This is a genomic window from Leifsonia sp. Soil_N53, assembly GCF_057655165.1.
The window spans coordinates 39,026-62,669 of sequence record NZ_JBDGMM010000038.1 but is presented as its reverse complement, the minus strand read 5'-3'; the positions used below and the strand labels follow the sequence as shown (position 1 = coordinate 62,669).

The 23,644-nt window shown below is 72.2% G+C and carries 24 protein-coding genes and 2 pseudogenes; 10 read left to right on the top strand and 16 right to left on the bottom strand.

The features are described 5' to 3' along the window. A pseudogene (locus AC3A3H_RS03955) lies at positions 1-220 on the top strand (thioredoxin domain-containing protein); the annotation flags it as partial. 6 nt (positions 221-226) lie between these two features. Here AC3A3H_RS03955 and AC3A3H_RS03950 read toward each other — a convergent pair. The 4 genes from AC3A3H_RS03950 to AC3A3H_RS03935 all read right to left on the bottom strand — a co-directional run bounded on the left by AC3A3H_RS03950 (position 227) and on the right by AC3A3H_RS03935 (position 2,734). Next, complete coding sequence (locus AC3A3H_RS03950; RefSeq protein ID WP_487613239.1) at positions 227-841, bottom strand: dihydrofolate reductase family protein; 615 nt, start codon at positions 839-841, stop codon at positions 227-229. A gap of 13 nt (positions 842-854) precedes the next feature. Next, positions 855-1,190, bottom strand: coding sequence for a hypothetical protein (locus AC3A3H_RS03945; protein ID WP_487613238.1), 336 nt, complete (start codon positions 1,188-1,190; stop codon positions 855-857). Between the two features lie 280 nt (positions 1,191-1,470). Continuing rightward, positions 1,471-2,361 (bottom strand): aminodeoxychorismate lyase, encoded by an 891-nt coding sequence (locus tag AC3A3H_RS03940; RefSeq protein ID WP_487613237.1) that lies wholly within the window; start codon positions 2,359-2,361, stop codon positions 1,471-1,473. A 79-nt stretch (positions 2,362-2,440) separates the two neighbouring features. Next, a complete protein-coding gene (locus AC3A3H_RS03935) occupies positions 2,441-2,734 on the bottom strand; it encodes an acylphosphatase (RefSeq protein WP_487613236.1) in 294 nt (97 codons plus the stop codon). Positions 2,735-2,766: 32 nt separating this feature from the next. Here AC3A3H_RS03935 and AC3A3H_RS03930 point away from each other — a divergent pair, with 32 nt between their 5' ends. Further along, positions 2,767-4,278, top strand: a complete 1,512-nt coding sequence (locus AC3A3H_RS03930) for a DUF7059 domain-containing protein (protein ID WP_487613235.1) — start codon at positions 2,767-2,769, stop codon at positions 4,276-4,278. A 68-nt stretch (positions 4,279-4,346) separates the two neighbouring features. Here the strand turns inward: AC3A3H_RS03930 and AC3A3H_RS03925 are convergent, their stop codons facing one another. Then, on the bottom strand, positions 4,347-4,847 hold the full coding sequence (locus tag AC3A3H_RS03925; RefSeq protein ID WP_487613234.1) for a metallophosphoesterase family protein: 501 nt from the start codon (positions 4,845-4,847) through the stop codon (positions 4,347-4,349). Positions 4,848-4,895: 48 nt separating this feature from the next. On the opposite strand from AC3A3H_RS03925, the gene AC3A3H_RS03920 reads away from it, so the two are divergent. Beyond that, entirely contained in the window at positions 4,896-5,927 is a 1,032-nt protein-coding gene (locus AC3A3H_RS03920) for an aldo/keto reductase (RefSeq protein ID WP_487613233.1), read from the top strand. Between the two features lie 38 nt (positions 5,928-5,965). Here AC3A3H_RS03920 and AC3A3H_RS03915 read toward each other — a convergent pair whose 3' ends face one another. Together AC3A3H_RS03915 and AC3A3H_RS03910 are read right to left on the bottom strand one after the other, a co-directional pair. Then, on the bottom strand, positions 5,966-6,409 hold the full coding sequence (locus AC3A3H_RS03915; RefSeq protein ID WP_487613232.1) for a WapI family immunity protein: 444 nt from the start codon (positions 6,407-6,409) through the stop codon (positions 5,966-5,968). 3 nt (positions 6,410-6,412) lie between these two features. Next, a complete protein-coding gene (locus tag AC3A3H_RS03910; RefSeq protein WP_487613231.1) occupies positions 6,413-7,006 on the bottom strand; it encodes an NADPH-dependent FMN reductase in 594 nt (197 codons plus the stop codon). A gap of 175 nt (positions 7,007-7,181) precedes the next feature. On the opposite strand from AC3A3H_RS03910, the gene AC3A3H_RS03905 reads away from it, so the two are divergent. Both AC3A3H_RS03905 and AC3A3H_RS03900 read left to right on the top strand, forming a co-directional pair. Beyond that, complete coding sequence (locus AC3A3H_RS03905) at positions 7,182-7,460, top strand: hypothetical protein (RefSeq protein WP_487613230.1); 279 nt, start codon at positions 7,182-7,184, stop codon at positions 7,458-7,460. Positions 7,461-7,533: 73 nt separating this feature from the next. Next, complete coding sequence (locus tag AC3A3H_RS03900) at positions 7,534-10,524, top strand: helix-turn-helix transcriptional regulator (protein WP_487613229.1); 2,991 nt, start codon at positions 7,534-7,536, stop codon at positions 10,522-10,524. Positions 10,525-10,540: 16 nt separating this feature from the next. On the opposite strand, the gene AC3A3H_RS03895 is transcribed toward AC3A3H_RS03900, so the two are convergent. After that, complete coding sequence (locus tag AC3A3H_RS03895; protein WP_487613228.1) at positions 10,541-10,957, bottom strand: TraR/DksA family transcriptional regulator; 417 nt, start codon at positions 10,955-10,957, stop codon at positions 10,541-10,543. 71 nt (positions 10,958-11,028) lie between these two features. Between AC3A3H_RS03895 and AC3A3H_RS03890 the strand changes: the two genes are divergently transcribed. After that, positions 11,029-11,319 carry a hypothetical protein gene (locus AC3A3H_RS03890; RefSeq protein WP_487613227.1) on the top strand — a complete coding sequence of 97 codons (291 nt, stop codon included), beginning with the start codon at positions 11,029-11,031 and terminating at the stop codon, positions 11,317-11,319. Between the two features lie 10 nt (positions 11,320-11,329). Here AC3A3H_RS03890 and AC3A3H_RS03885 read toward each other — a convergent pair whose 3' ends face one another. From AC3A3H_RS03885 to AC3A3H_RS03870, 4 genes are all read right to left on the bottom strand, one after another. Continuing rightward, on the bottom strand, positions 11,330-11,818 hold the full coding sequence (locus AC3A3H_RS03885; protein ID WP_487613226.1) for a glutathione peroxidase: 489 nt from the start codon (positions 11,816-11,818) through the stop codon (positions 11,330-11,332). Positions 11,819-11,927: 109 nt separating this feature from the next. Beyond that, positions 11,928-12,896, bottom strand: a complete 969-nt coding sequence (locus tag AC3A3H_RS03880) for a sulfurtransferase (RefSeq protein WP_487613225.1) — start codon at positions 12,894-12,896, stop codon at positions 11,928-11,930. An 87-nt stretch (positions 12,897-12,983) separates the two neighbouring features. Continuing rightward, the gene (locus AC3A3H_RS03875; RefSeq protein WP_487613224.1) at positions 12,984-14,369 is read right to left on the bottom strand and encodes an L-serine ammonia-lyase; all 1,386 of its coding nucleotides are present in this window, start codon (positions 14,367-14,369) and stop codon (positions 12,984-12,986) included. A 76-nt stretch (positions 14,370-14,445) separates the two neighbouring features. Next, positions 14,446-14,616 carry a hypothetical protein gene (locus AC3A3H_RS03870; RefSeq protein ID WP_487613223.1) on the bottom strand — a complete coding sequence of 57 codons (171 nt, stop codon included), beginning with the start codon at positions 14,614-14,616 and terminating at the stop codon, positions 14,446-14,448. A 79-nt stretch (positions 14,617-14,695) separates the two neighbouring features. Between AC3A3H_RS03870 and AC3A3H_RS03865 the strand changes: the two genes are divergently transcribed. The 4 genes from AC3A3H_RS03865 (at position 14,696) to AC3A3H_RS03850 (ending at position 17,371) form a co-directional block, all read left to right on the top strand. Continuing rightward, on the top strand, positions 14,696-14,938 hold the full coding sequence (locus AC3A3H_RS03865; RefSeq protein ID WP_487613222.1) for a helix-turn-helix domain-containing protein: 243 nt from the start codon (positions 14,696-14,698) through the stop codon (positions 14,936-14,938). Beyond that, complete coding sequence (locus tag AC3A3H_RS03860) at positions 14,931-15,440, top strand: Clp protease N-terminal domain-containing protein (RefSeq protein WP_487613221.1); 510 nt, start codon at positions 14,931-14,933, stop codon at positions 15,438-15,440. The genes AC3A3H_RS03865 and AC3A3H_RS03860 overlap by 8 nt, the downstream gene beginning before the upstream one ends. A gap of 96 nt (positions 15,441-15,536) precedes the next feature. Beyond that, positions 15,537-16,556, top strand: a complete 1,020-nt coding sequence (locus AC3A3H_RS03855; RefSeq protein WP_487613220.1) for an ATP-binding cassette domain-containing protein — start codon at positions 15,537-15,539, stop codon at positions 16,554-16,556. Further along, entirely contained in the window at positions 16,553-17,371 is an 819-nt protein-coding gene (locus tag AC3A3H_RS03850) for an ABC transporter permease (RefSeq protein WP_487613219.1), read from the top strand. The genes AC3A3H_RS03855 and AC3A3H_RS03850 overlap by 4 nt, the downstream gene beginning before the upstream one ends. On the opposite strand, the gene AC3A3H_RS03845 is transcribed toward AC3A3H_RS03850, so the two are convergent. The 4 genes and pseudogenes from AC3A3H_RS03845 to AC3A3H_RS03830 all read right to left on the bottom strand — a co-directional run bounded on the left by AC3A3H_RS03845 (position 17,340) and on the right by AC3A3H_RS03830 (position 23,632). Then, a complete protein-coding gene (locus AC3A3H_RS03845) occupies positions 17,340-18,125 on the bottom strand; it encodes an IS110 family transposase (RefSeq protein WP_487613218.1) in 786 nt (261 codons plus the stop codon). The genes AC3A3H_RS03850 and AC3A3H_RS03845 overlap by 32 nt on opposite strands. 248 nt (positions 18,126-18,373) lie before the next feature. Beyond that, a pseudogene (locus AC3A3H_RS03840) lies at positions 18,374-19,117 on the bottom strand (DDE-type integrase/transposase/recombinase); the annotation flags it as partial. Between the two features lie 107 nt (positions 19,118-19,224). Next, positions 19,225-20,292: an acyltransferase family protein gene (locus AC3A3H_RS03835; RefSeq protein ID WP_487613217.1), complete on the bottom strand. Its 1,068-nt coding sequence runs from the start codon at positions 20,290-20,292 to the stop codon at positions 19,225-19,227. Positions 20,293-20,347: 55 nt separating this feature from the next. Continuing rightward, on the bottom strand, positions 20,348-23,632 hold the full coding sequence (locus AC3A3H_RS03830) for an ATP-binding protein (protein WP_487613216.1): 3,285 nt from the start codon (positions 23,630-23,632) through the stop codon (positions 20,348-20,350). Between the last annotated feature and the right edge of the window lie 12 nt (positions 23,633-23,644).

The window sequence follows — 23,644 nt, the reverse complement described above, 5'->3', positions numbered from 1 at the left end:
GATGGCGCCGCGCGCCGACCCGGAGGGCCTGATCGCCGCCGCGCGCCGCCATCCCGCCGACCTGGTCGCGGTCGTGGACGCGGCGCAGGGCGAGGCGCTGGCGGCGGCGGGCTTCGAACTGTTCACCGCCCGCGGCACGCGCGACGGCCTCCCGACCGCCTACCAGTGCCGCGACTTCGTGTGCGCGCTTCCCGTCACGACTCCGGCCGGGCTGGTCTGAGCAGCGTCAGCGCACCACCCGGTAGGTCAGGTGGGCGACCTCCGGCGTGACCCGCGACCGCAGCAGCTCCAGCTGGAGGGAGGGCACGCGGTCGAACACCCGCTCGCCCTCGCCGAGCGTGATCGGCACGATGTGCAGCCGCAGCTCGTCCACCACGCCCGCCCAGAGCGCCTGGTTGAGCGTCTCCGCGCCGCCGGCGATCGAGACGTCCGCGTCGCCGGCCGCCGCGCGCGCCCGGTCGGTGGCCGAGTGGATGCCGTCGGTCACGAACTCGAACGTCGTGCCGCCCTCCATCGCGATCGGCTCGCGCTCGTAGTGGGTGAGCACGAACACCGGCGCGTGGTACGGCGGGTCGTCGCCCCACCAGCCGTGCCAGTCGCCGAAGCGGGCGTCCTCGGCCGGCCAGTCCCCGCGGACGGGGCCGAACATGTTGCGACCCATCACGTAGGCGCCCGCCGCGGTGATCGCGGCGATCTCCTCCGCGTGCGCGTCGGCATACTCGAACATCCAGGTGTGCAGCCGTTCGACCCCGTGCTCGCCCAGAGGGTTCTCCAGGGACTGGTTGGGCCCGGCGGCGAACCCGTCGAGCGAGACGGCGATATCGGCGGTGATGATCCCCATGCCGCCTGGTTTACTACGCGCGCTCGACCTTGTCGAGCATCCCCCAGACGGCTTCGCTCAGTTCGGGGTGCTCCAGGGCGATCCGGCGCAGCACACCGTACTCGAAGCGGGTGTAGGTGTCGCGCCCGGCGGCGGGGTGGTGCGCCCTGGATTGCTCCTCGGCGAGGTCGAACTCCTCGATCGCTCCCGCGCGCAGGGAGATGACCACCTGCTCGTCGACGCTCGGCAGATCGGGGATGAAGTGCCAGGGGTCCTCGCCGGCGCGGCAGCGGCGCTCGATGATCGCGGAGAGCTCGTCGCGCGCCTGCTGGCGCAGCACTTCGATGCTCCTCGGGACCTGCTCGTCCACGTCGACCTCCTTCCCCTGGCGGTGGTCCCGGCGTCGGCGCCGGCACAGTGCGTACAGCCTAAGACGACGAATGCGCGCACCGCCAATCGGGGTGTAACGGAAGGTCCACGCCCCGGTGAACATCCCGTGACGTCCGCACCCGGCCTCCCCGGCCGCCGGCCCGCACCCAACGGAGGACATCCCGCCCCAAGCCCGCGGGTTCTCCTCCGCAAGCTGCCATCGCCCGGCGCGTCGGGCCCATCTCCTCCGTTGCGGACGCCAGCCGTCGGTGACGGCCGGGTCAGTGGGTGCGGGACAGGAGGTACGCGTTCAGGTCGGCCGTCAACGCCGCGTCCACCGGGTACTCTCGGCCGTCGAGGTGGGTGATCGGGCCCGCCTGGCGGACGCTGGAGACCAGCCACAGAGCGTCGGCGTCCGCCAGCTCCTCCGCGGTGATGTGCCGGTACTCGGTCGCGTAGCCGCGCTGCTCGAAGAACGCGAAGACCGCCGCCTGCGTCGTGCCGGCGAGGATGCCCTGGTCGGTCTGCGGCGTCCGGACCACCCCGTCGGCGAGCACGATGACGTTGGAGGTCGGCCCCTCCAGCGCGTAGCCGTCCGAGCTGATGAAGATCACGTCGTCGGCGCCGCGGCGTGCGGCCTCCCGCTGGGCCGCGCGGTTGACGGCGTACGACAGGCTCTTGGCGCCGGCGAGCAGCCACGGGGAGGTCTCGGCCACGTCGTGCCGGAGGCCGCGGTCGAGCGTGACCACCTTCAGGCCGAGGCGCTGCTGGGTGAAGTCCTCGCCCTGGTCGACGAAGATCCAGCCGCTCGGCCGGCCTGCGCCCTCCACACCGCGGGTGTAGATCAGCTTGGCGAACAGCTCGCCGCCGCCGCCGTTGCGCGACCGGTAGTCGGCGACGCCGGCGAGCACGGCCTCGTGCCAGACGTGCTCGGCGGGTTCCGGGAGGTCGAGGAGCTCGGCCGAGTGCGCGAGCCGCATCAGGTGCGGGCCGAGCGCCTGCGGGTGGCCGTCGATGACGGCGATGGTCTCGAACACCCCGTCGCCGCGGGTGATGCCGAGGTCGGTGATCCGCACCTGCGCTGCGTCGAAGTCGGCGAGGGCGAAGCCCGGGTCGCCGTCGGCGGGCTCTCCGGTGGGCACGGTGATGGTCAGCAGCGTCGCGCGGGTCATGTGCCTATTGTGCCCCGGCCCGGTCGTCGCGGGCAGGGTCGGCGCGGGCAGGGTCGGCGCGGTCAGGGCTGGCGCACGGCTAGTCGGTCTGGCGGATGCGGAACGCGTCGTCGCCGTCCGGCACCGCGTCCGACACCCGCACGTCGTCCACCGCGCTCCCGGGAGGCCCTGCGCGCAGCCAGTCGATCATCCGGTCCACGCTCGCGGCCTCGCCCTCGGCCTCCACCTCCACGCTGCCGTCGGAGCGGTTGCGCGCCCAGCCTGCGACGCCGAGCCGGTGCGCCTCCTCGCGGGCGCTCCAGCGGTAGCCGACGCCCTGCACCATCCCTGTCACGATCGCCCGTCGGCGGATCCTCTTCTGTTCCTGGCTCACGCCGCCCATTGTGCTCCTGATTGAATTGTCCGGTGACCTCCATCGCCGCGCTCCGCTCCGACCTCGCCGCTGCCGGTTTCACCGTCGACGGCCTGACCGCGCTGTGGGGTGAGGAGGCCGCAGAGGCATTGCACCGCGGGCAGCGCGTGCCCGCCGAACGGGCGCTCGCGCGGGCCGACGACAGCCCGCTGGCGGCGCTCGCCGCCCTGTTCGTGCTCGGGAGGCCGGTGGGTCGGCGCTCAGCAGCTGCGGCGCTGCCTGCGCTCGGGCTGGCGGGCGCGACCGAGCTGGGGCTGATCCGGCAGGACGATGCGGAGGCCGATGTCGCCCCGGCCGTCGACCTCCGCCCCTACGCGTTCGTGGATGCGCTCGGCCCGGCCGAGTGGTGGATCGTCTCCGACCTGGGCGAGCTCGCGCTGGGCGGCCCGCTCCCCGAGGACCACGTGCTCGGCGTCGGCGGCGCCTCCATGACGCTCAGCGGCCTCATGCTCCAGCGCCCGGTGCGCACCGCGCTCGACCTCGGGACCGGCTGCGGCATCCAGGCGCTGCACGCCGCCCGGCACGCCGAGCGTGTGGTGGCGACCGACATCTCGGAGCGCGCCCTGCGGCTCGCGGCGCTGAACGCCGAACTCAACGGGATCGACGGGATCGAGTTCCGGCTCGGGAGCCTGTTCGAGCCGGTCGCGGGGGAGGCCTTCGACCACATCGTGTCGAATCCGCCGTTCGTCATCACGCCGCGCACGGAGGGCGTCCCCGCGTACGAGTACCGCGACGGCGGCATGGTCGGCGACGCGCTGGTCGCGGCGTTCGTCGCGGGCTGCGGCGCGCACCTGAACCCGGGCGGCGTCGCTCAGCTCCTGGGCAACTGGGAGTACCACGCGAACGCCGACGCGCTGGAGCGTGTTCGCGGGTGGGTGGAGGGCTCCGCGCATCCTCTCGACGCCTGGGTGATCGAGCGCGACACGGAGGACGCCGCCCAGTACGCCGAGACCTGGATCCGCGACGGCGGCACCCGGCCGGGCACCGCGTTCGACGCGTTGCTGGGCGCGTGGCTGGACGACTTCGGGGCGCGTGGTGTGCGGGAGGTCGGCTTCGGCTACGTGCTGCTGCGGCGTGCGGAGGGCGTGCCGACGTTGCGCCGCTTCGAGCGCCTGCATGGGGCGATCGGCGCGAACCAGGCCGGCCTCGGAGTCCACCTCGGCGAGTGCCTGGCCGCGCACGACGCCCAGGCCGCGCTCGACGACGACGCCTTCGGGGCGCTGTGCCTCACCGTCGCGGACGATGTGACCGAGGAACGCCACCTCTGGCCCGGCGCCGAGTCGCCCACGGCCATCCTGCTCCGCCAGGGCGGCGGCTTCGGGCGCCTGGTCGCCGCCGACACCGGCCTGGCCGCGCTGGTCGGCGCGTGCGACGGCGACCTCAGCGTCGCCGCGATCGTCGCCGCGCTGGCGCAACTCCTGGAGGTCGACGAGAACGCCCTCCGCGCCGACCTCCTCCCCACCATCCGAGCCCTCGTAACCGACGGCCTCCTCCGCCTGCCCTAACCGCCGAGCACAGGAAAAACGTCGTCCCCGCGCGAGAAACCCGACGGATTTCCTGTGCTCGGCGGCGGCTAGCGGGGCGGGAGGGTGGTGAGGCGAACGGTGGAGAGGTGGCGGTCGGCGATGGTCGCGGTCAGGTAGGTGCACGCGGGCTGGCGGCGGCGGTCGGTGGGGGAGCCCGGGTTGAGCAGGCGCAGGCCGGCGGGGGAGACCGTGTCCCAGGGGATGTGCGAGTGGCCGAATACGAGCACGTCGGTGTCCGGGAAGTCGCGGTCGCAGCGCTGCTCGCGTCCCTTCGCCGGCCCGGTCTCGTGGATCATCGCGAATCGGACGCCGCCGAGCTCCGCACGCGCGACCTCCGGAAGCCGGCGTCGCAGCCCGGGCCCGTCGTTGTTGCCCCACACCCCGATCAGCCGCCGCGACCGCTCCGCCAGCACGTCGAGCGTGGCCTCGTCGACCCAGTCGCCTGCGTGCAGGACGACGTCCGCCGCCTCCACCTCGGCCAGCACCTGCCGCGGCAGCGCCTTCGCCCGGGTCGGGACGTGCGTGTCGGAGAGGATGAGCAGCTTCACATCGGCAAACGGTAGGCGATCCGCCGCGGCCCGGCTAGTTTCGAAGTCATGGACCTCAGGACTCTCGGAAACAGCGGAACGATCGTGTCGGCCTTCGCGCTCGGCACCATGACCTTCGGAGCGGAGGCCGACGAGCCCACCTCCCACGCCATCCTGGATCGGTACGTGGAGGCGGGAGGCACCCTCATCGACACCGCCGACGTGTACAGCACCGGCACATCGGAGTCGATCATCGGCCGCTGGCTGGCCCGCCACCACGGCGCCCGCGGCGGGCTCGTCATCGCGACCAAGGCGCGCTTCCCGATGGGGCAGGGCTCGAACGACCTCGGCGTGTCGCGCACGCACCTGCGCACGGCGCTCGACGACTCGCTGCGCCGGCTCGGCGTCGACCACATCGACCTCTACCAGATGCACGCCTGGGACGCCCTGACGCCGCTGGAGGAGACACTGCGCTTCCTCGACGACGCGGTGACCGCGGGCAAGATCGGCTACTACGGCTTCTCGAACTATCTCGGCTGGCAGCTCACGAAGGCCGCAGCGATCGCGGACGCCCGCGGTTTCGCGCCGCCTGTCACGCTGCAGCCGCAGTACAGCCTCCTGGTGCGCGGCATCGAGCACGAGATCGTCCCGGCCGCACTGGACGCCGGGATCGGCCTCCTGCCGTGGTCGCCACTGGCCGGCGGCTGGCTGAGCGGCAAGTACCGCCGCGACGAGGCGCCCACCGGCGCGACCCGGCTGGGCGAGAACCCGAAGCGCGGGATGGAGGCCTTCGACGCCCGCAATGCGGATTCGCGCACCTGGGAGGTCATCGAGACGGTCCAGGCGGTGGCCGAGGAGACCGGTGCGAGCATGTCGCAGGTGGCCCTCGCCTGGCTGGCCGACCGCCCGGCGGTCACCAGCGTCATCCTCGGGGCGCGCACGATCGAGCAGCTGGACGACAACCTGGCGGCGGCCGACCTGACGCTGAGCGACGAGCAGCGCACGCGGCTCGACGAGGCGAGCGCCCCGCGCACGGAGGTCTATCCGTACGGCCCGCAGGCTGTGGCGCAGCGGCACCGCAAGCGCGAGGGAGGGCGCTGAGCCGATCGAGGAAAGCGTAGGTAGTCAGCGCAGGCAGGTCAGCGGAGGAGCGCGGCCGTCTCGGCGGTGAACGCCACGGCGGCCCGCTCCACCGCCGTCGCGGGGAGGCGGAGGCCGAGCACCACGTCGGAGGTTCGGGCTGTCGCGCCGGCCGCCGGGGGCGCCTCGCCCTCCACCCTCATCCCCAGCACCGACACCCGCAACTCGACCACGCCACCCGGCACGCGCCGTCCCGCGACCGAGAGCGCCCGCGACGTGAACGTCAGCGTCATCCACTCGTCGGCTCCGAGCGTCAGGTCGCCCGGGAGGCCGGCAAGCCAGGCGCCGAGCTCCGCGGCCTCCTCCACCCGCAGCAACGGTCCCACGAGCCGCCAGCGCCGGTCGCCGTCGACCGCGACGGCCTCAACCGTGAGCGCGTCGCCGTCGCGTGCGACAGCCCGCAGCGCCAGGCTCCGCGACGCGTCGCCGTCCGAGAGCAGCACGGGTCACCTCGGGCCGGGCACGACGGTCAGCACCCGCTCGATGAACTCGAAGAACGACACCATGAAGCCGCGCAGGAGCGCCTCGGTCGCCTCGTTCGTGACCCTGCCGTCGTCCTCGATCAGCCCGGGTCTCAGCTGGATGTAGGCCTCCGGCGCGTTCATCTGCGGCGCCTGCAGGAAGCTCAGCACGCTGCGGAGCTGCTGCTGCGCCACCGCGGTGCCGATCGGTCCGGTGGAGGCCCCGATCACGGCTGTGGCCTTGCGGGCGATCACGTTCTCGCCGTGCGGCCGGCTCGCCCAGTCGATCGCGTTCTTCAGCGCGCCCGGGATGGAACGGTTGTACTCCGGCGTGATGAACAGCAGCGCCTGCTGCGCCGCGATCGTCGCCTTGAACGCGCGGGCGACCTCCGGGAAGTCGCCGTCGTAGTCGCGGCTGTAGAGCGGGAGGTCCGCGATCCCGATCTCGGTGAAGACCAGCTCGTCCGGCGCGAGCTTCAGGAGGGCCTTCGACAGCCTGCGGTTAATGGACCCCGACGAGATGCTGCCGACGATGTAGCCGACCCGGTAAGGCGGTTGGAGCTCGTTGACCGTTGCCATGCCGCCAGCTTGCCCCCGGGCCGTGCGCCCTGTCGAGCCCTGCCGCCGAGCCCCGCGCGCCCGCATCTGAGTCCTACGGACACCGGAATAGGGCATCTTCCCGATGTGGGAGGGGGGCCTTAGCGACGAGTCTGAGGTCATCGCAAGAAGCAGTACGACGAAGGGTGTGGGGATCATGATGCTGTCCGAGGAGTTCGTGGCGTCACGGGTGTACGCGGGGGATGTCCGGCGGGCCGAGCACGACCGGGAGCTGGTGCGCCGGCACCGCGAGGAGCGTGCGGAGCGCCGGGCGGAGCGCGCGGCCGGGCGCCGTGCGCAGCGCGAGGCGCGGGCGATCCCGGAGGCCGCGGAGCCGGTCGCGGCGCCGCGCACGACCGCGTTCGGGCAGGCCTCGGAGCCCGTGCCGGAGGTCGCCGGCGACCAGCGGCGGGAGCTCGCCCACGCCGGGCGGTGACCCCGGTTCTGCCGTCGGCGAAGCGGGTCGGGCGGGGGGTCCGGATGTCGGTGGTCCATGGCACGATGAGGCCATGCGATCACCGGCGTCGAGCCCCACGATGATCGGGCGCGAGTCCGATCTCGAGGCGCTGCGCGACGAGCTGCAGGGGGTCCGTCTCGACGGCGGACTCCGCGCCGTCGTGATCGGCGGCGAGGCGGGCATCGGCAAGTCCCGGCTGCTCGCCGAGTTCCTCGCCGAGGCAGAGGAGTCGGCGACGGTCCTGCTCGGCCGGTGCGTCGACTTCGGCAATGACGGCGTGCCGTATGCGCCGTTCGCCGCCATCCTGCGCCGGCTCATCGAGGTGCGCGGGCTGGATGCCGTGCTCGAGGCGGCGGGCCACGGCGCAGGGGTGCTCTCGGTGCTGCTGCCGGAGCTGGCCGACGACTCGGCGGTCCCCGCGCGCACCGGCGCGGAACGCCTGTACGAGCTCGTCACGGTGCTGTTCGAGACGCTCTCCGCCGACCGGCCGATCGTGCTGGCGGTGGAGGACCTCCACTGGGCCGACACCGCGACGCTCGAATTGCTGCGCTTCGTCGTGCGCATGGCCGAGCGCGGCCACATCCTCGTGCTCCTCAGCTACCGCAGCGATGAGGTCACGCGCGGGCATCCGCTGCGGGCCTATCTCGCGGAGCTGGAGCGCACCCGGCGGGTCACCCGCTGGGAGCTCGCCCGGCTCGGCCGAGGTCAAGTGGAGGCGCTCATCGCCCGGCTGCTCGGCTGCGAGCCCGACGCCGCGACGGTCGACCGTGTCTACGAGATGAGCGAGGGTGTCCCGTTCTTCGTCGAGGAACTCATCGGCATCGACGGCCTCGCCACGGGGGAGGACCTGCCCGAGACCCTGCGCGAACTGCTGCTCGCGCGGTTCGAGAAGCTCAGCGATCCGGCCCAGCGGCTGCTGCGCCTGGTCTCCGCCGGCGGGGTCTGCGTCGACCACGAGCTGCTCAGCGCGGTGTACGACGGCACGCCGGAGGAGCTCGACGCGGCGGCGCGGGAGGCCGTGGTCGCCAACGTCCTGGTCGCCGACTCCACCGAGTACACCTTCCGGCACGCGCTCGTCCGCGAAGCCATCCACGCCGACCTGCTGCCGGGGGAGCGCACCCGCTTCCACATGCGCTTCGCGGAGGCGCTGGAGGCGAGCCCGCAGCGCTCGGCCACCCAGCTCTCCACGCACTGGCTGGCCGCCCACGACGTGCGGCGAGCCTTCACGGCCTCCTTGGAGGCGATGAGCGAGGCGCGGATGTCGTACGCCTACGCGACCGCCGCCGCGATGGGCGACCGCGCCCTGGAGCTGTGGGACAGCGTGCCGGACGCCGACGAGCTGAGCGCGCGGTGGCTGAAGTCGGGCGGCCGCACCGAGCTGCTGGCGCGCACCGCGTCGGCCCTGCGCAACGCGGGCGACAACGAGCGCGCGCTCGCCCTTGTCAACGTGGCGCTCGAGACGGCGCGTGACGTGGCGCCTGCACGGCAGGCGCGGCTGCTGCGCGACAAGGCGCAGTACCTCCAGAACCTCAACCGCATGGGCGTGCTGGAGCTGCTGCAGAGCGCCCTGGACACGGTTCCGCCCGGCACGCTGCCGGACGGGGACGGCCTCCGGCGGCAACTGCTCGCCGAGCTCGCCGCCCGGTACATGCTGGCCGCCCGGTTCGACGAGGCGGTGACCGTGGCGACCCAGGCGATCCAGGAGGCCGGCGAGGCCGCGGACGCGCTCCGCTCGGTGGCGCACAACATCCTCGGTAGCTCGCTGGTGTCCATGGGTGCGGTGGACCGCGGGCTGGCGGAGCTGGACGAGGCGCGCCGCCTCGCCGAGCACGACACCGCCGCGGAGCTGCGCTACGCGGTCAACGCCTCCGACGCGATGAACAACCTCGGCCGCTACGCGGAGGCGGTGCGGCTCGCCGAGTCCGGCGTCCGCGAGGCGCGGGAGCGCGGAGTCGAGCGCACGTCCGGCGTGATCCTGTCCTCCAACACCGTGGAGCCGCTCCTGGCCCTCGGCGAGCTCGACCGGGCCGAGGCGCTCCTCGACCCGGCCCTCGCCCTGGACCCGCCGCCGAGCTTCCGCGCGCACCTGCAGCGCATGAAGCTGTGGATCACGCTGTGGCGCGGCGACCTCGAGACGACGGAGGCCCTGCTGCGTCGCTGGCACGGCGGGCTACGCACTCTGGGCGAGCTGGAGGTGCAGTCGGAGCTCGGCGTCGCCCGGCTGACCGCCGAGGTGGCGATCGCCCGCGGCGACGCGTTCGACGCGTGGGAGCACACCGCCCCCGTGCGCGCAGCGACCCACCGGCCGCTCCCGGCCTACGACCTGCCGGTCCTCGCGGCGGCGGCGCGCGCCCTCGCGGACGTGGCCTTCCGGCCGCCGCAGGAGCGCGAGGAGCGCGATGCCCCTGTCGACGTCTCCGTGGAGGCGATCCGTCTCGACGCCGCGCTCTCCGCGATCGAGGCGTGGCCGACCGCTGTCGCGTGGGGCCCGCTCATCCGCGCCGAGCTGGCGACCGCGTTGGCCGCTGCCGGGGTGCCGAGCGACGACGGCGCGGGGGCATCCGCCGACGCGTCCGCACCCGACCGTTTCGACGGCGCCCGCACCGCTTGGGATGCCGCGGTCGAGGCGACCGCGTCACCGCTCGCGCCTGCGCACCTGCACCCGTACGCCCTTGTCCGCGCCGCCCGCGTCGCACGCGCCGCAGGCGACCGCCCCACCGCGGAACGCTTGGCTGTCGCGGCCCGCGACGAGGCCGACCGCACCGGCTTCGGCCTCCTCGCCGACGCGGCGTCGGCCCTCGTGTCGTCGCGCGCCAACCGCGCGGTCGGCGGCCCGCCCGCCCTCGGCCCCGGCGCCCCGCTCACCGACCGCGAGGAGCAGGTCCTCGCCCTCATCGAGCAGGGCCTGAGCAACAAGCAGATCGGCGAGGCCCTCTTCATCTCCGCCAAGACCGCAAGCGTCCACGTCTCGAGCATCCTCCGCAAGGTCGGCGCCGCAAGCCGCACGGAGGCCGTCTACCGGGCGTCCCGCGCCCCGCGGTGAGGGGGCGGGTGGGCGCTCAGCGCTCCGCCGCCACCGCGCACACGATGCACAGCTCCGTCGTCGGGCGCGCCTCCAGCCGTTGAACGCCGATCGCACGGCCGCAGGTCGCGCACGTGCCGTAGCGTCCCAGCCGGATCCGTTCGCGCGCGGCGTCCACCGCCGCGATGTCCGCGGCGGTCTCCGAGCGGAGCGCCTGGAGCCGGCTCCACTCCGAGCTCAGCGTCGACCCTTCCGGGTCGTGCTCGTCGTCGGCGGTCGACTCCGACCGCGACGACAGCAGCGAGCCGAGCGCCTCGGCGAGCCGTTGCGATTCGGCGACGTCCCCTTGGCGTCGCTCGTCCAGCATCCTGGCGAAGCCGTCCAGCTCATCCGTGGTCAGTCCGACGTCCTGGATGATGTACAGCTCTCGTGTCTCCGGTGATTCGGTGTGCATCCACGCACCCCCTTCCGATCCCGCCGTGTCAGCGTACGCCTGGGTTCCGGTATCCGACGTAGGCTCGGCGCGTGCCTTCGTTTCGTGTGATCATCCCCGTCGGGCGGCTGCGGCCCGACGTCGCGCCGGCCGATGTGGAGCCTGCAGCTGCGGCCGCCGTCGCCACGCTGACCACGGTCGAGGCGACGAGCGTCGACATCGTCAGCCGGGAGGCCCGCCTCACCGTGCGCTTCACCGCCGACGGCGCACACGACGCGTTGCGTGTCGCCGAGCATGCCGTTGCGGCCGTCGGAGCGCTGGCGCAGACCGGCGACTGGCGACTCACCGAACGGGTGGGCGGCCGCTGGTTCCGCCGGGCCTGACCCGCGCGGCTCACACCGTCGCGGGCAGCGATGCCTCGATCAGTCCGACGATCCGCGGGTCGTCCGGCTCCATCTGCGGGCGGAAACGGTGCACCGCGCCATCCGGCGTGATGACGAACTTCTCGAAGTTCCACTTCACTTTGCCGGCCTTCCCGTCCTCGTCCGGGTGCGTGGTCAGCTCCGTGTAGAGCGGGTGGGCGTTGCGGCCGTTCAGCCGCACCTTCTCCATCATCGGGAACGTGACGCCCCACGTCGTCGAGCAGTACTCCTTGATCGCGTCCGTCGAGCTGAGCTCCTGGAGGAACTGGTTGCTCGGGAAGCCGATCACGGTGAACCCGCGGTCGCCGTAGGTCTTCTGCAGCGTCTCGAGCTTCTCGTACTGCGGAGCGAGTCCGCAGCGGGAGGCGACGTTGACGACGAGGACGACCTTGCCCGCGTAGGCGGCGAGGCTGGTCGGAACTCCGTCGATGGTGTGGAACGGGATGTCCATCAGGGTCATGCTCCGAGCCTACGTCCCGCCGCGGACGCGAATCGACCGATGCGGCGAAGACCCAGCTACGGGCGGGCCGCTCACAGAGAGATCGGACGTACGCCCGGGTTCGCCGTGCTCAGACGCTCGCGAGCGGCGCGGCCGGATCGGACGCCCACTCGTTGAGCGACCCGTCGTAGACGGTCACGTCGTCCCGGCCGAGCAGCGCCAGAGCGAGGGCATCGGCGGCCGCCGCGATCCCGCCGCCGCAGTAGGCGACGATCGGCTCGGGCGTGGCGAGCACGTCGGCGAACAGGGCGTGCAGCGCCGCGCGCTGAAGGAACGCGTTCGTCTCGCGGTCCACGAGTCGAACGGCTGGCGCGCTCACGCTGCCCGGGATGTGCCGGGCGGCGAAGTCCTTCGGCGGCGTGCCGCATACGAGCGTCCCCGGCCGGTCGCCGGCGAGCACTGCAGCGACGTCGTCGCGGTCGCTCCAGAAACCGGGCCGCTCGCGGGGGACGAAGCGGTCCGCGGGTTCGGGCGTCACCGTTCCCGATTCGATCGGCCTGCCCTCCTCGCGCCACTTCGTCACGCCGCCGTCGAGGACCGCGACGCGCTCGTGCCCGAACGAGCGGAACAACCACCACAGCCGCGAGGCCCATTGGCCCACCGCGCCGTCGTAGACGACCACGGTGCTGTCCGCGTCCACCCCCAGCGCGGACGCGGCGGCGGCGAACGCCTCGGCACCCGGGCGCGTGAACGGGAACGGCGCGGTCGGGTCGCTGAACACATCGAGCAGGTCGGCGAACACCGCTCCAGGGAGGTGCCCCTGCTGGTGCCGCTCGTTCCCGCTGACGTAGCCCGTGCGACCGTCGGCGTCGGTGACCGCGACCACGGAGGCGTCGATCACGATGAGACCGTCCGCTCCGAGGTGATCGCAGAGCCACTGGGTGGACACCAGCGGCCCGGCGAGCGCGGCGCCCAGCGCTGTAGTGCGCACCTCGCCGTTCCCGTGGGCACGGCGGGAGTCGTCGCGGCGGGCGGCGTCGGTGAGGGCGCTCCGATCGGGGACGTTCGGCTCGTCGGATCGCTCGGTCGTGAGGGTCATGCGACCCACGCTAACGGGGGCCTCCGACGCCGCCCTAGGACGCGCGCAACCGTGCGTAACGGGCGAGCCGGTTTGTTACGTCGCCGGTCAGCACTCGATGACGTTGACCGCGAGGCCGCCCTCGCTGGTCTCCTTGTACTTGGTCGACATGTCGAGGCCGGTTTGGCGCATCGTCTCGATCACGGTGTCGAGCGAGACGAGGTGGGATCCGTCGCCGTGCAGGGCCAGCCGCGCGGCGGAGACCGCCGTGGAGGACGCGATCGCGTTCCGCTCGATGCACGGGATCTGGACGAGCCCGCCGACCGGGTCGCAGGTGAGGCCGAGGTGATGTTCCATCGCGATCTCGGCCGCGTTCTCGACCTGGGCGGGAGTCCCGCCGAGCACCGCGCAGAGCGCGCCCGCCGCCATCGCGCAGGCCGAGCCGACCTCCGCCTGGCAGCCGCCCTCGGCTCCGGAGATCGACGCGTTCGCCTTGAACAGCGAGCCGATCGCGGTCGCCGTCAGGAGGTACTTGCGGATGCCGTCGACCGAGGCGCCCGGCACGAACCTCAGGTAGTAGTGCGCGACCGCGGGCACGATCCCGGCTGCACCGTTCGTCGGCGCGGTGACGACGCGGCCTCCCGAGGCGTTCTCCTCATTGACGGCCAGCGCGAAGGCGTGCAGCCACTCCAGCGACGTCGCGCGGCCCGGCTCGTCCTGGACCCGCTCCAGGTGCTCCCGCATCGCGGCCGCCCGGCGCTTGACGCCGAGCCCGCCCGGGAGGGTGCCGTCGCCGGCGAGGCCGCGCGCGACGCATTCGGCCATGGCCTCCCAGATCAGGTCGAGGCGCGCGTCGGTGGCCTCCGCGCCGTGCAGGGCGACCTCGTTGCGACGGGCGACCTCGCAGATCGGGATGTCCAGCCGGGCGCAGATCGCCATGAGCTCCTCGGCCGAGTCGTACGGCAGCGGGTGCGCTGCGCGCGCGGCCAGGTCCGCCTCCTCGCCGTCACGGCGGATGAAGCCGCCGCCGATCGAGTAGTACGTCTCCTCGAGCAGGGGGAGCGGCTCGCGCGTGCCGTCCGCGCTGCGGCCCCAGGCGCGCAGGGTGAGCGCGTTCGGGTGACCGGGCAGGCGGGTGCGCGGTTCGAAGTCGATGTCGTCCTTGGCGAGCGGGATGTCGCGCACGCCGGCCAGTCGCAATGTCGCGCTGTCGCCGATCCCGGACCAGGCCCCGCGGACGTCCTCGGGGCGGCAGTTCTCCGGCTCGTTGCCGCGGAGACCCGCGATCACCGCGTCCGGCGTTCCGTGCCCGATCCCGGTGGAGCCGAGGGAGCCGTACAGGGTGCATGTCACCTGGTCGACGCGGTCCACGAGCCCGTCGGCGACGAGGCGGTCGGCGAACGCCTTCGCCGCCCGGAGGGGTCCGACGGTGTGCGAACTCGAGGGCCCGATGCCGATCGAGAACAGGTCGAAGGCGGAGACGTACGCTGTCACTTCACCAGTGTACGTCGCCGTTCGCGCGGGATTCCCGCGTGAACGTGCACATCGGCGCAGGATTCTCGCGCAGAACTCAGGTATCGCGAACGTGCACCCGAGGGTCTCCCGGCGGGCACCAGGTGGTCTCCAGGCCGCCCTCGACGGGCGTGTACTCGACGAGGAACTGGCCGCCCTCGTCCGGTCCCTCCACCACGACGCCCGGGCGGTCCCCGAGCCAGACGGTCGTTCCGACGCCGATGTCCATAGCGGTCACACTACTCGCGTGCGCCGGGCCTGAAGCAACTTAAGTTGACAAATCGAATTAAGCAACTAAAGTTGCCTCCATGAACCCTCCCACCTCGGCTCCGGACCCGCTCGGCGGGGTCGCCGACGGCCTCGCCGCCGTCGTCGCCCTGCGCGAGCTGGCCGACCGGCTCGAAGACGCGGAGGTCGAACACGCCCTCCGCGACGGCTGGAGTTGGACCCAGATCGCCGACGCGCTCGGCGTCACCCGCCAGGCCGTGCACAAGAAGCACCTGCGCCGCGTCGCCGCTGCAGGCATCGCCCTGAGGAGACGAAATGTCTGACATCCCACCCGGAACCGCCAACAACGCGCCGGGCCAGCCCCTCTCCAAGGCCCTCCGCACCGTCGTGCTCGCCTCGGTGACCGAGGCGCAGCGCCGCAACGCGACCCTCGTGGAGGCGGAGCATCTGCTGCTCGCGCTGTCCCGCGACGGCAGCGGAACGGTCCGCGACGTCCTCGCGTCGGCCGGCCTCGACCCTGCGGGCCTGGAGTCCGCCCTGCTCGCCGAGCGGGAGGCCAGCCTCCGCGTGGCCGGAGTCACGCCGCCCCCGGAGGAGCGGCTCGTCGCCTCGCCCCGCGTCGCCCGTCCGCGCTGGGGCGCATCGGCACGGGAGGCGCTCACCCGCGCCCACCGCGTCGCGTCGGCCCACCGCCGCCAGCGCTCGGGAGAGGCCGACCTCGTGACCGCGATCTTCGGACTCGAACTCGGCACGGTCCCTCGGGCGCTGACGTTGGCCGGCGTGGACCGGCCTGCGGTCGTCGCGGCGCTCCGCGGGATGGCCTGAGCCATCCCGTTGTAAGCGCCGCGTAAGCGGCCGGTAAGCGCCGTGCAAGCGGCCTCGGCGACCATCGACTCATCCACCTCATCAGGAAGGACCACCATGACTCGCAGCACCGAGTGGGCCGTCGAGGCCCACGGGCTCGTCAAGGTCTTCGGCGACAACCGGGCGGTCGACGGCGTCGATCTCACCGTCCGCGCCGGCACCGTCTACGGCGTCCTCGGCCCGAACGGCGCCGGGAAGACCACCACTATCTCCATGCTCGCCACCCTGCTCCGCCCGGACGGCGGCGACGCGTTCATCTTCGGTCACGACATCCGCAAGGAGCAGCAGGTCGTCCGCCAGCTCCTCGGCGTGACCGCCCAGTTCGCCTCCGTCGACGAAACGCTCTCCGCCAACGAGAACCTCATGATCTTCGCCCGCCTGCTCGGGCTGAGCGGCCGGGAGGCCAAGGCCAAGACCGCCGAGCTCCTCGAGGAGTTCGGGCTCTCCGACGCGGCCAAGCGACCGCTCAAGAAGTTCTCCGGCGGCATGCGCCGGCGTCTCGACCTGGCGGCCAGCCTCATCGCCCAGCCGCCGCTCATCTTCCTCGACGAGCCGACCACCGGCCTCGACCCGCGGACCCGTGCCCAGATGTGGGACACCATCCGCCGCCTGGTCGCCACCGGCTCCACCGTGCTGCTCACCACGCAGTACCTCGACGAGGCCGACCAGCTCGCCGACCGGATCGCGGTCATCGACCGCGGCCGTGTGGTCGCCGAGGGCACCGCCGACGAGCTCAAGGCGTCGGTGGGGGAGTCGTCCCTGCAGCTGCGCCTGGCCGACCCCGCCGACATCGAGGACGCCCGACGCGCCATCGCCACCGTGCTCGGCGTGGAGGCCGTCGTCTCGCCCGAGGGCTCCCGGCTCACCGCGCCGATGCGCGACGCCGACGCCGTCACCGACCTGTTCGTCACGTTCCGCGAGGCCGGGATCCACCTCCAGGAGATGTCCGTTCAGAAGCCGACGCTCGACGAGGTGTTCCTCACGCTGACCGGCCACGGCGTCGAAGAGGAGACCGCCACGGACGAGGAGTCCGCCGAGGCCGAGCAGGCCGCCACGTCAGAAGGAGTCAGGGCATGAGCGCCATCGCCACCATCACCCCACCCGCCGAGCGGAACCTGAAGAACCACGTCAGCCTCAGCCAGACCCTGGCCAACACGGTCACGATGGCCCACCGCGGCCTCCTCAAAATCAAGCGGACGCCCGAGCAGCTGTTCGATGTGACGCTGCAGCCGATCATCTTCACGATCATGTTCGCGCTGCTGTTCGGCGGCGCGATCACCGGGAGCGTCTCGGGCTACCTGCCCTACCTCATCCCCGGGATCCTCGCCCAGACCGTCATCACGACGTCCGTCGTGACCGGCGTGCAGCTCCGGGAGGACATGGACAAGGGCGTCTTCGACCGCTTCAAGTCCATGCCGATCGCGCGCATCGCACCCCTGTCGGGCGCGCTGCTGGCCGACACGCTGCGCTACGCGATCGCGACCACGATCACCTTCGTCACCGGGTTCTTCATGGGCTACCGGCCCGCGGCCGGCCTCGGCTTCGTGATCCTCGCCGGCCTGCTCGTCATCGTCTGCGCCTGGGCGATCAGCTGGATCTTCGCGTTCTTCGGCGTGATCGCGCGCACGGCCGGTTCGGTCCAGGGCATCTCGTTCCTGGTGCTGTTCCCGCTGACGTTCTTCTCGAACGCCTTCGTGCCGGTGAACACGCTGCCGCAGTGGCTGCAGTGGTTCGTCAACATCAACCCGGTCTCGCACCTGGTGACCGCGGTGCGCGACCTCGCGAACAGCGGCACCTTCGGCGTGGACGGCTGGTGGGCGCTGCTCGGCGCGGCGGTCATCGTCGCCGTCTTCGCCCCGCTCACGGTGCGCGCCTACATGCGGAAGGCGTAAGCCTCCCGACCCGGACAGCGGCCGTCGCACCCTGCGGAGGGGTGCGGCGGCCGCTTTTATGCGTGGGTGTCTCGCGGTGCCCCCGCCCCGACCTCAGGGCCGCACAGCCCCCAGCACCGCAAGCCCGCGCACCGCCGCCGCATCCCGCCCGATCGCCGCCCAGGTGCAGACGAGCGGGATCCGACGCTAGTGAGAGCAGATTCTCGGTCTCCGGTCGTAGGTGGAGGCATCGGTTCACCAGTGTGCGCTTGGTCAGATCGACGAGCTCGTCGCGCAGCTGCGAGGGTGCGCCGATCATCACGCCGAACAGGGCGTTGAAAGCCTGGGTGCGTGCTTTGACCGCGCCAGAGCGCGCGACCCGCAGGGTGCGGATCACCTCGATCGCGCCGGACTTGCCCTTGGGGACAGCGGTGGAGGTCTCGCCGAGCACCGCGCGGGCGATCTGCTCCGCGTCCAGGCGATCGGACTTGCCGTCCATGCGCCTTGCGATCCGATTCGGGCGGTTCACCTCGATGACGTGTTCACCGCTTCGCGTCAGTTCGCGGGCGAGCGCGGCGCCGAACGAGCCGGTGCTTTCCACTCCGATGGAGGTCAGGCTGCCGTAGCTGCGCATCCAGGACCGAAGAGCGTCGTAGCCGGGTCCGGTGGCGGGGAACTCGTGGTGGCCGAGCAGCCGACCGTGGTCGTCGATCGCTGCTGCGTAGTGGGTGTGCTTGTGGGTGTCGACTCCGCCGATGACCGTGACATCGGTCAATTCAATTGTCATGCTGAAGGTGCTCCTTCCGTGCGCGCTCGTTGAACGGACAGGGCGAGCCGGTCGGGCGGGTCGACAGAACTGTGATGGGGCTTCTAGTCCAAGCTCCTATCAGGTCAGATCCGGTCGGCCGGCGCGCTCCTTGAGACTGCAGCGGCCCCGGTCGACAAATCGAACGAAGGACACCATGGTCAGTTCTTGGCCTGAGTCAGACCGAAACCGTCGCAGCCCCATGACAAGTCTTCACAGATCTTGCCGTTGGTCTGAGGGCGTCGTGGGCGCGTGAATTTGGGTCGGATGCCGAGCTCGCTGCAGGCGCGCCGCCAGGCGTGTGAGCGGTAAGCGGGGCCGTTGTCCGAAAGCACGCGTTCGACGATAACCTCGCGGTCGGCGAACCAGGACACGGCCCGGCGGAGCACTTCGGTTGCGGTGGCAGCGGTCTCGTCGTCGTGGATCTCGGCGTAGGCGACGCGGGAGTGGTCATCGATGACGGTATGGACGAACGCGTGCCGCATCTTCGGGTTGTAGTGCTGGTTGCGTTCCTTGCCCGGTGTCGCGGCGCGGTTCCGGTCGCCCTGGGCTCGGCCGACGAACCGCCAGCCGCCGCCGTCGGGGATGTTGCCGAGCTTCTTCACATCGACATGAGTCAGCCGGTTCAATCTGCATCGGACCAGCACCGCGTGAACCGTCGACGCCGGCATGTTCAGCCGGCCGGCGATCTGCACCGGCCCCAGGCGCTTCTTGATCCGCAAATGCACGATCTTCTTCACCAGCAGCTGCGGCGTCCGGTTCGGATGCGCATGCGGGCGCGAAGACCGATCGGCCATTCCGTCCGGGCCGAGCTCGACATACCGGCGCGCCCATTTCGCCGCCGTCGGCCACGAAACACGGAAGTAGTCAGCCGCCGCAGCAACCGTCCACCCGTCGTCGATGATCAACCGCGCAACACGCAGCCTTTGGCGTGGCGTCAAAGCCGCATTACCGTGAGACACGAGAACCTCCTGGTCTTCGAGTGAGTGTCTAAGCAACTCCCACTCTGGCCCGGAGGTTCTCGCTATGTCACGGGTGCCAAATCAAACAACGTCCCTGGGCACTACAGCTAGACGCGGCTGTTCTCCACCGCGGGCTGAGCCCGGCCGCCGAGCCAGGTGGGCACGGCGATGTTCTTGAGACGCAGGGCCCTCGACTCGACCAGATACCAGGACGCCGTGGCCAGGCCCGCGGTCACCACCAGGACGATAGACAGGTATACGGGGAGCCCCAGGGCGTTCAGCCCGAAGAACGACGCCAGCTGCAGCACCGGCCACCCGTAGACGTACATTCCGTACGACAGGTCCCGCTTGGTTCCGACGTTCGTGAGCGGGAGCCGCGCGCCCGCCCAGATGATGACGTACGCGAACGCCAGGACGCCGATCTGACGGAATCCGACCGTCGAGTAGGTCACCCCGGCGACCACGAGGCAGACGCCGAACAGCCACCATGACAGTCGGCGGCTCAGCAGCACGTCGCGCCAGAGGTAGATCAGCGAGCCCAGCAGGAAACACACGGTCAGGGTGGGCTGGCGGGGCTCCGTCATCCCGAGCAGGTTGAACAAGACCACCTGCTGCCACACCCAGGCGGCGACGAAGAGCACGGTCACCACACGGCGGTTGAGTACGCGCATCGCCGCGAGAGCCATGATGATCAGGTAGCAGGCGAACTCGTACGTCAACGTGTAGAGGGGGCCGTCCCAGAGCGTCGGGTAGGGGTTCGACGCGAGAGTGTCGCCGATCTGCACCTGGTTGTTCGCCAGCAGGAGGTTGTTGACGAAGAACCCGATCGGGTTCGGCGTCGTCCACGGATACTCGGTGAGCCCGTGGGACGCGCGCCAGACGATCGGTGCGAACACCACGACGATGAGGGCGAGACAGATCCAGTACGCGGGCATGATCCGGAGCAGGCGGTGCCAGAGGAATCGTCCGGAGGAGAGCCGCTCGCCGCTTCGCGTGATGAGGAATCCGGAGAGCGCGAAGAAGCCCTCGACGGCCAGGAAGCCGAGGTTGTTCGATGTGCGCCCCGGATCGTGACCGAAGCCGCCGAGTGGCCACGCGTGCGAGACGATCACAGCGGTCGCCAGAGCAAGGCGCATGAAGCCGATGCTGTTTCGGCGCGGATCGAAAATCGTCACGGTGCACGATTCTCGCACAGGTCGGCCGAGACACGCTTGCCCGGGGGTCCCTGACTCAGGGCCGCACAGCCCCCAGCACCGCAAGCCCGCGCACCGCCGCCGCATCCCGCCCGATCGCCGCCGCTGCGGCCTCCGCCGCCGCGAGCCGGTCCTCGCCCCAGGTGCGCCGCACCCGCTCGGTCAGCGGCCGGCGGTGGAGGCTCTCGATGTCCTGCCGTGAGTTGGCCCGCGCCGCCAGGGCGAACAGCTCCAGGCCGGCGTCGACCCAGTCGGTCCCGCGTTCGGCGCCCACCTCCGCGTCCAGCATCCAGATCGCGAAGCCGAGCAGACCGGTGCCGATCACCGGCTTGTCGAGGTACGGCGGGCTCAGCCGGGCGTTCACCAGGACGCGCACGCGCAGCCGGCGGGCCGCCTCGGCGGTCTCCGCGCGGCTGAGCGGGTCCGCGCCCTCCGGATCCGCCGCCTCCGCCTCGTGCGCGCGCAGCCGGGCGGCGATGAGCGCCGCGCCCAGGATCGTCAGCCACGGGTTGGTCACGGCGTCGCGTTCCACGGTCGTGTCGTCCGAGTAGACGCCGATCGCCTCGTCGTAGAGGCGCACCGCCCGCGCGTGGTCGCCCTCCGCGAGCGCGATCTCCGCCATCCCGGCGAAGCCGATCCCGTAGTAGTCGACGTAATCGAAGCCCGTGCGGTCGACCTCCTCGTTCAGATAGCTCTCGAGGAGCTCACGGCCGCGCTCCACGTCGCCCGCGGAGATCGAGTTGACCGCGATCAGCCAGTCCAGCTGACGGAGGTCGCCCGCGGCGCGCAGGGTGGCGAGGCCCTGATGGGCGCTCTCGGCCCAGGCGAGCGCCTCCTGCGGGTGAGCGAGCTGGCTGTGCAGCTGGGCGAGGGCCTGCGCGGCCGTCGCCCGCGACCAGGTGTCCTGCGCCTCGATCGCCTTCTCGTGCGCGCGGGTCGCCGTCGCCAGTGCGTCGTCGAGCTCGCCGGCGTTCTCCTGGAGCTGCGCGGTCAGGAGGGCGCCCATCGCGGCGAGTTCGGGGTCGGCGGAACGGCTGAACTCGGCCAGCAGCCGCATCCCGGGCTCGACGTGCCCGGCGGCGAGAACGAGCCCGGCGATCGCGCTGAGGCGTGGATCGGCGAAGGGCGCCTCCCGGCGGAGCCTGCGCAGTCGAGAGATCGCGCGGACGGCGGTGCGCAGGCCCGCGTACAGGAAGGTGGCGCCGATCAGCGTGTAGCAGGCGGCGGCGGCCTCCCGGTCGTCGCCCTCCGGCTCCCACTTCGCGAGCGCGTCCAGCACGGCGGGCCCGAAGCCCAGCACCTCGCTGTGCGCGCTGCGCAGCGACCAGTAGTACGCCAGCAGTGCGAACACGCCGGCCGTGGTGGCCGGCCGGTCGCCGTCGAGCGCCGAGCGCAGCACCGCGACCAGGTTGTCCTGCTCGGCGGTCACGCGCGCGAAGGTGGGCACCTGCTCCGCGCCGTGCATGCGCACGAACGTGTCGCGCGCGAACGCGACCGCCCAGGCGTCCACCCCGGCCTGCACCGCCTCGGCCTCGCCCGCCGCGGTCAGCTCCAGGTCGCCGAACTCGCGGACGGTCTCCAGCATCCGGTAGCGCAGGATGCCGGTGTCCGGGTCCTCCGCGACGTTCACCAGGGACTGCGCGACGAGAGCGTCGAGGTCGTCGAGCACCGAGGTGGACTGGGCTCCCGCGACCGCCTCTGCCGCCTCGGCGCTGAACCCGTCGGGGAACGTCGAGAGCCGGCGCATGAGCGTCTGCTCCGAGCCCGCCAACAGGTTCCAGCTCCAGTCGATGACGGCGAACAGCGTGCGGTGGCGCTCCGGCGCCGTGCGCTCGCCGCCGGTCAGCAGCGCGAACCGGTTCTCCAGCCGGCGCTCGATCTCCTCGACCGCGAGCGAGCGCGTGCGGGCGGCTGCCAGCTCGATGGCGAGCGGGAGGCCGTCGAGCCTGGCGCACAGGCGGGCCACGGTCTCCGGCGGCAGCACGACCCCGGGACGGGCGGCCCTGGCGCGCTCGCGGAACAGCTCGACCGCGGGGCCGTCATCGTCGGAGGGCAGCGGGCCGAGCGCGTAGACCCGTTCGGCGCCGATCGCGAGCGGGGCCCGGCTCGTCGCCAGCACCCGCACGGTCGGCGTCGCCGAGAGGATGTCCTCGACGTAGGCGGCGGCCGCGTCCACGATGTGCTCGCAGTTGTCGACGATGAGGAGGGTCTCCCGCTCGGAGAGCAATCCGAGGATGCGCGATCGCAGGTCGAGCTGGGCTCCCGGCTCGGCGAGGCGCGCAGTCCTGGCCTCCCGGATCCCGAGGGTGGAGGCGAACGCCAGCTCGATGTCGTCGCCCGAGCGCACGCTGGCGAGCTCGACGAGGACCACCGCGGGCGTGTGGATGGCGCGGTGCCCGACCTCGTGCGCCAGCCGGGTCTTGCCGAGGCCGCCGGCGCCGAGGATGGTCGTCAGGCGGGAGGTGGCGACCAGGTCCTCCACGGCCTCCAGGTCGTATTCGCGTCCCACCAGGGCGTTCGGCGCTGTGCGCAACCCGATGCGGACCCGGCGCGGCGCGGCCGGCTCGCGCTCGTCGTCCTCGGCGAGCAGGCGGGCGTTGAGGGAGACGAGTTCGGCGCCGGGACGCGTCCCCAGCCGGTCGAGCAGCGCCTCCTTGAGCTCGGCGAAGGCGAGCAGGGCGTCGCTGCGCCGGCCCGCATCGGCGAGCGCGCGGATCCGCTCGGCGTGCAGGGACTCGTCCATCGGACGCATCCGCAGCAGCTCCTGCAGGTCGGCGAGCGCGGTCGTGGGGTCCCCGCTCCGCCGGGCCGCGCGGGCGCGGACGATCAGCAGCTCGGTGCGCAGCTCGTCGGCCGTGCGGGCGAGCTCCTCGCCGAGCCGGGAGCCCGCGAGCTCCAGCCCCGGTTCGCCGCGCCAGAGCGCCAGACCCGCGTTCGCCTCGCGGAGGGCGTCGACGGGAGCGTCGGCGGCGAGGGCGTCCCTGGCCCGGTCGAGGCGGTGCGCGGCGAGGCCCAGGTCCGTTCCGTGCGCGCCGACGGCCAGCGCGTAGCCGCTCGGCGTGGACTCAAGGAGGCCGTCGGCGCTGGCCGTGCGCACCCGCGAGACCAGCGTCTGGAGGGCCGCGCGCTCCTGCCGCGGGGGAGCGTCGTCCCAGAGGTCCTCCACGAGCGCGGGGACGGAGAGGCCGCCGCGGGCCAGCACGAGGGCGACGATGAGGCTCTTGCCGCGGGTGCCGGCCGGCTCGGCGAGCGCGCCCGCCCGGTCCTCGACGAGCACCGGGCCGAGCACGGCGACGCGGGGACTGGCTGGCGCGGATTCCACTCGCCGATTTTA

Coding starts and splice junctions, on each gene's coding strand:
- AC3A3H_RS03910 (WP_487613231.1), bottom strand. CDS start 7,006: ATGGCAACGGTCAACGAGCTCCAACCGCCTTACCGGGTCGGCTACATC.
- AC3A3H_RS03850 (WP_487613219.1), top strand. CDS start 16,553: ATGAGCGCCATCGCCACCATCACCCCACCCGCCGAGCGGAACCTGAAG.
- AC3A3H_RS03865 (WP_487613222.1), top strand. CDS start 14,696: ATGAACCCTCCCACCTCGGCTCCGGACCCGCTCGGCGGGGTCGCCGAC.
- AC3A3H_RS03870 (WP_487613223.1), bottom strand. CDS start 14,616: ATGGACATCGGCGTCGGAACGACCGTCTGGCTCGGGGACCGCCCGGGC.
- AC3A3H_RS03885 (WP_487613226.1), bottom strand. CDS start 11,818: ATGACCCTGATGGACATCCCGTTCCACACCATCGACGGAGTTCCGACC.
- AC3A3H_RS03860 (WP_487613221.1), top strand. CDS start 14,931: ATGTCTGACATCCCACCCGGAACCGCCAACAACGCGCCGGGCCAGCCC.
- AC3A3H_RS03900 (WP_487613229.1), top strand. CDS start 7,534: ATGCGATCACCGGCGTCGAGCCCCACGATGATCGGGCGCGAGTCCGAT.
- AC3A3H_RS03855 (WP_487613220.1), top strand. CDS start 15,537: ATGACTCGCAGCACCGAGTGGGCCGTCGAGGCCCACGGGCTCGTCAAG.
- AC3A3H_RS03895 (WP_487613228.1), bottom strand. CDS start 10,957: ATGCACACCGAATCACCGGAGACACGAGAGCTGTACATCATCCAGGAC.
- AC3A3H_RS03880 (WP_487613225.1), bottom strand. CDS start 12,896: ATGACCCTCACGACCGAGCGATCCGACGAGCCGAACGTCCCCGATCGG.
- AC3A3H_RS03940 (WP_487613237.1), bottom strand. CDS start 2,361: ATGACCCGCGCGACGCTGCTGACCATCACCGTGCCCACCGGAGAGCCC.
- AC3A3H_RS03950 (WP_487613239.1), bottom strand. CDS start 841: ATGGGGATCATCACCGCCGATATCGCCGTCTCGCTCGACGGGTTCGCC.
- AC3A3H_RS03920 (WP_487613233.1), top strand. CDS start 4,896: ATGGACCTCAGGACTCTCGGAAACAGCGGAACGATCGTGTCGGCCTTC.
- AC3A3H_RS03905 (WP_487613230.1), top strand. CDS start 7,182: ATGATGCTGTCCGAGGAGTTCGTGGCGTCACGGGTGTACGCGGGGGAT.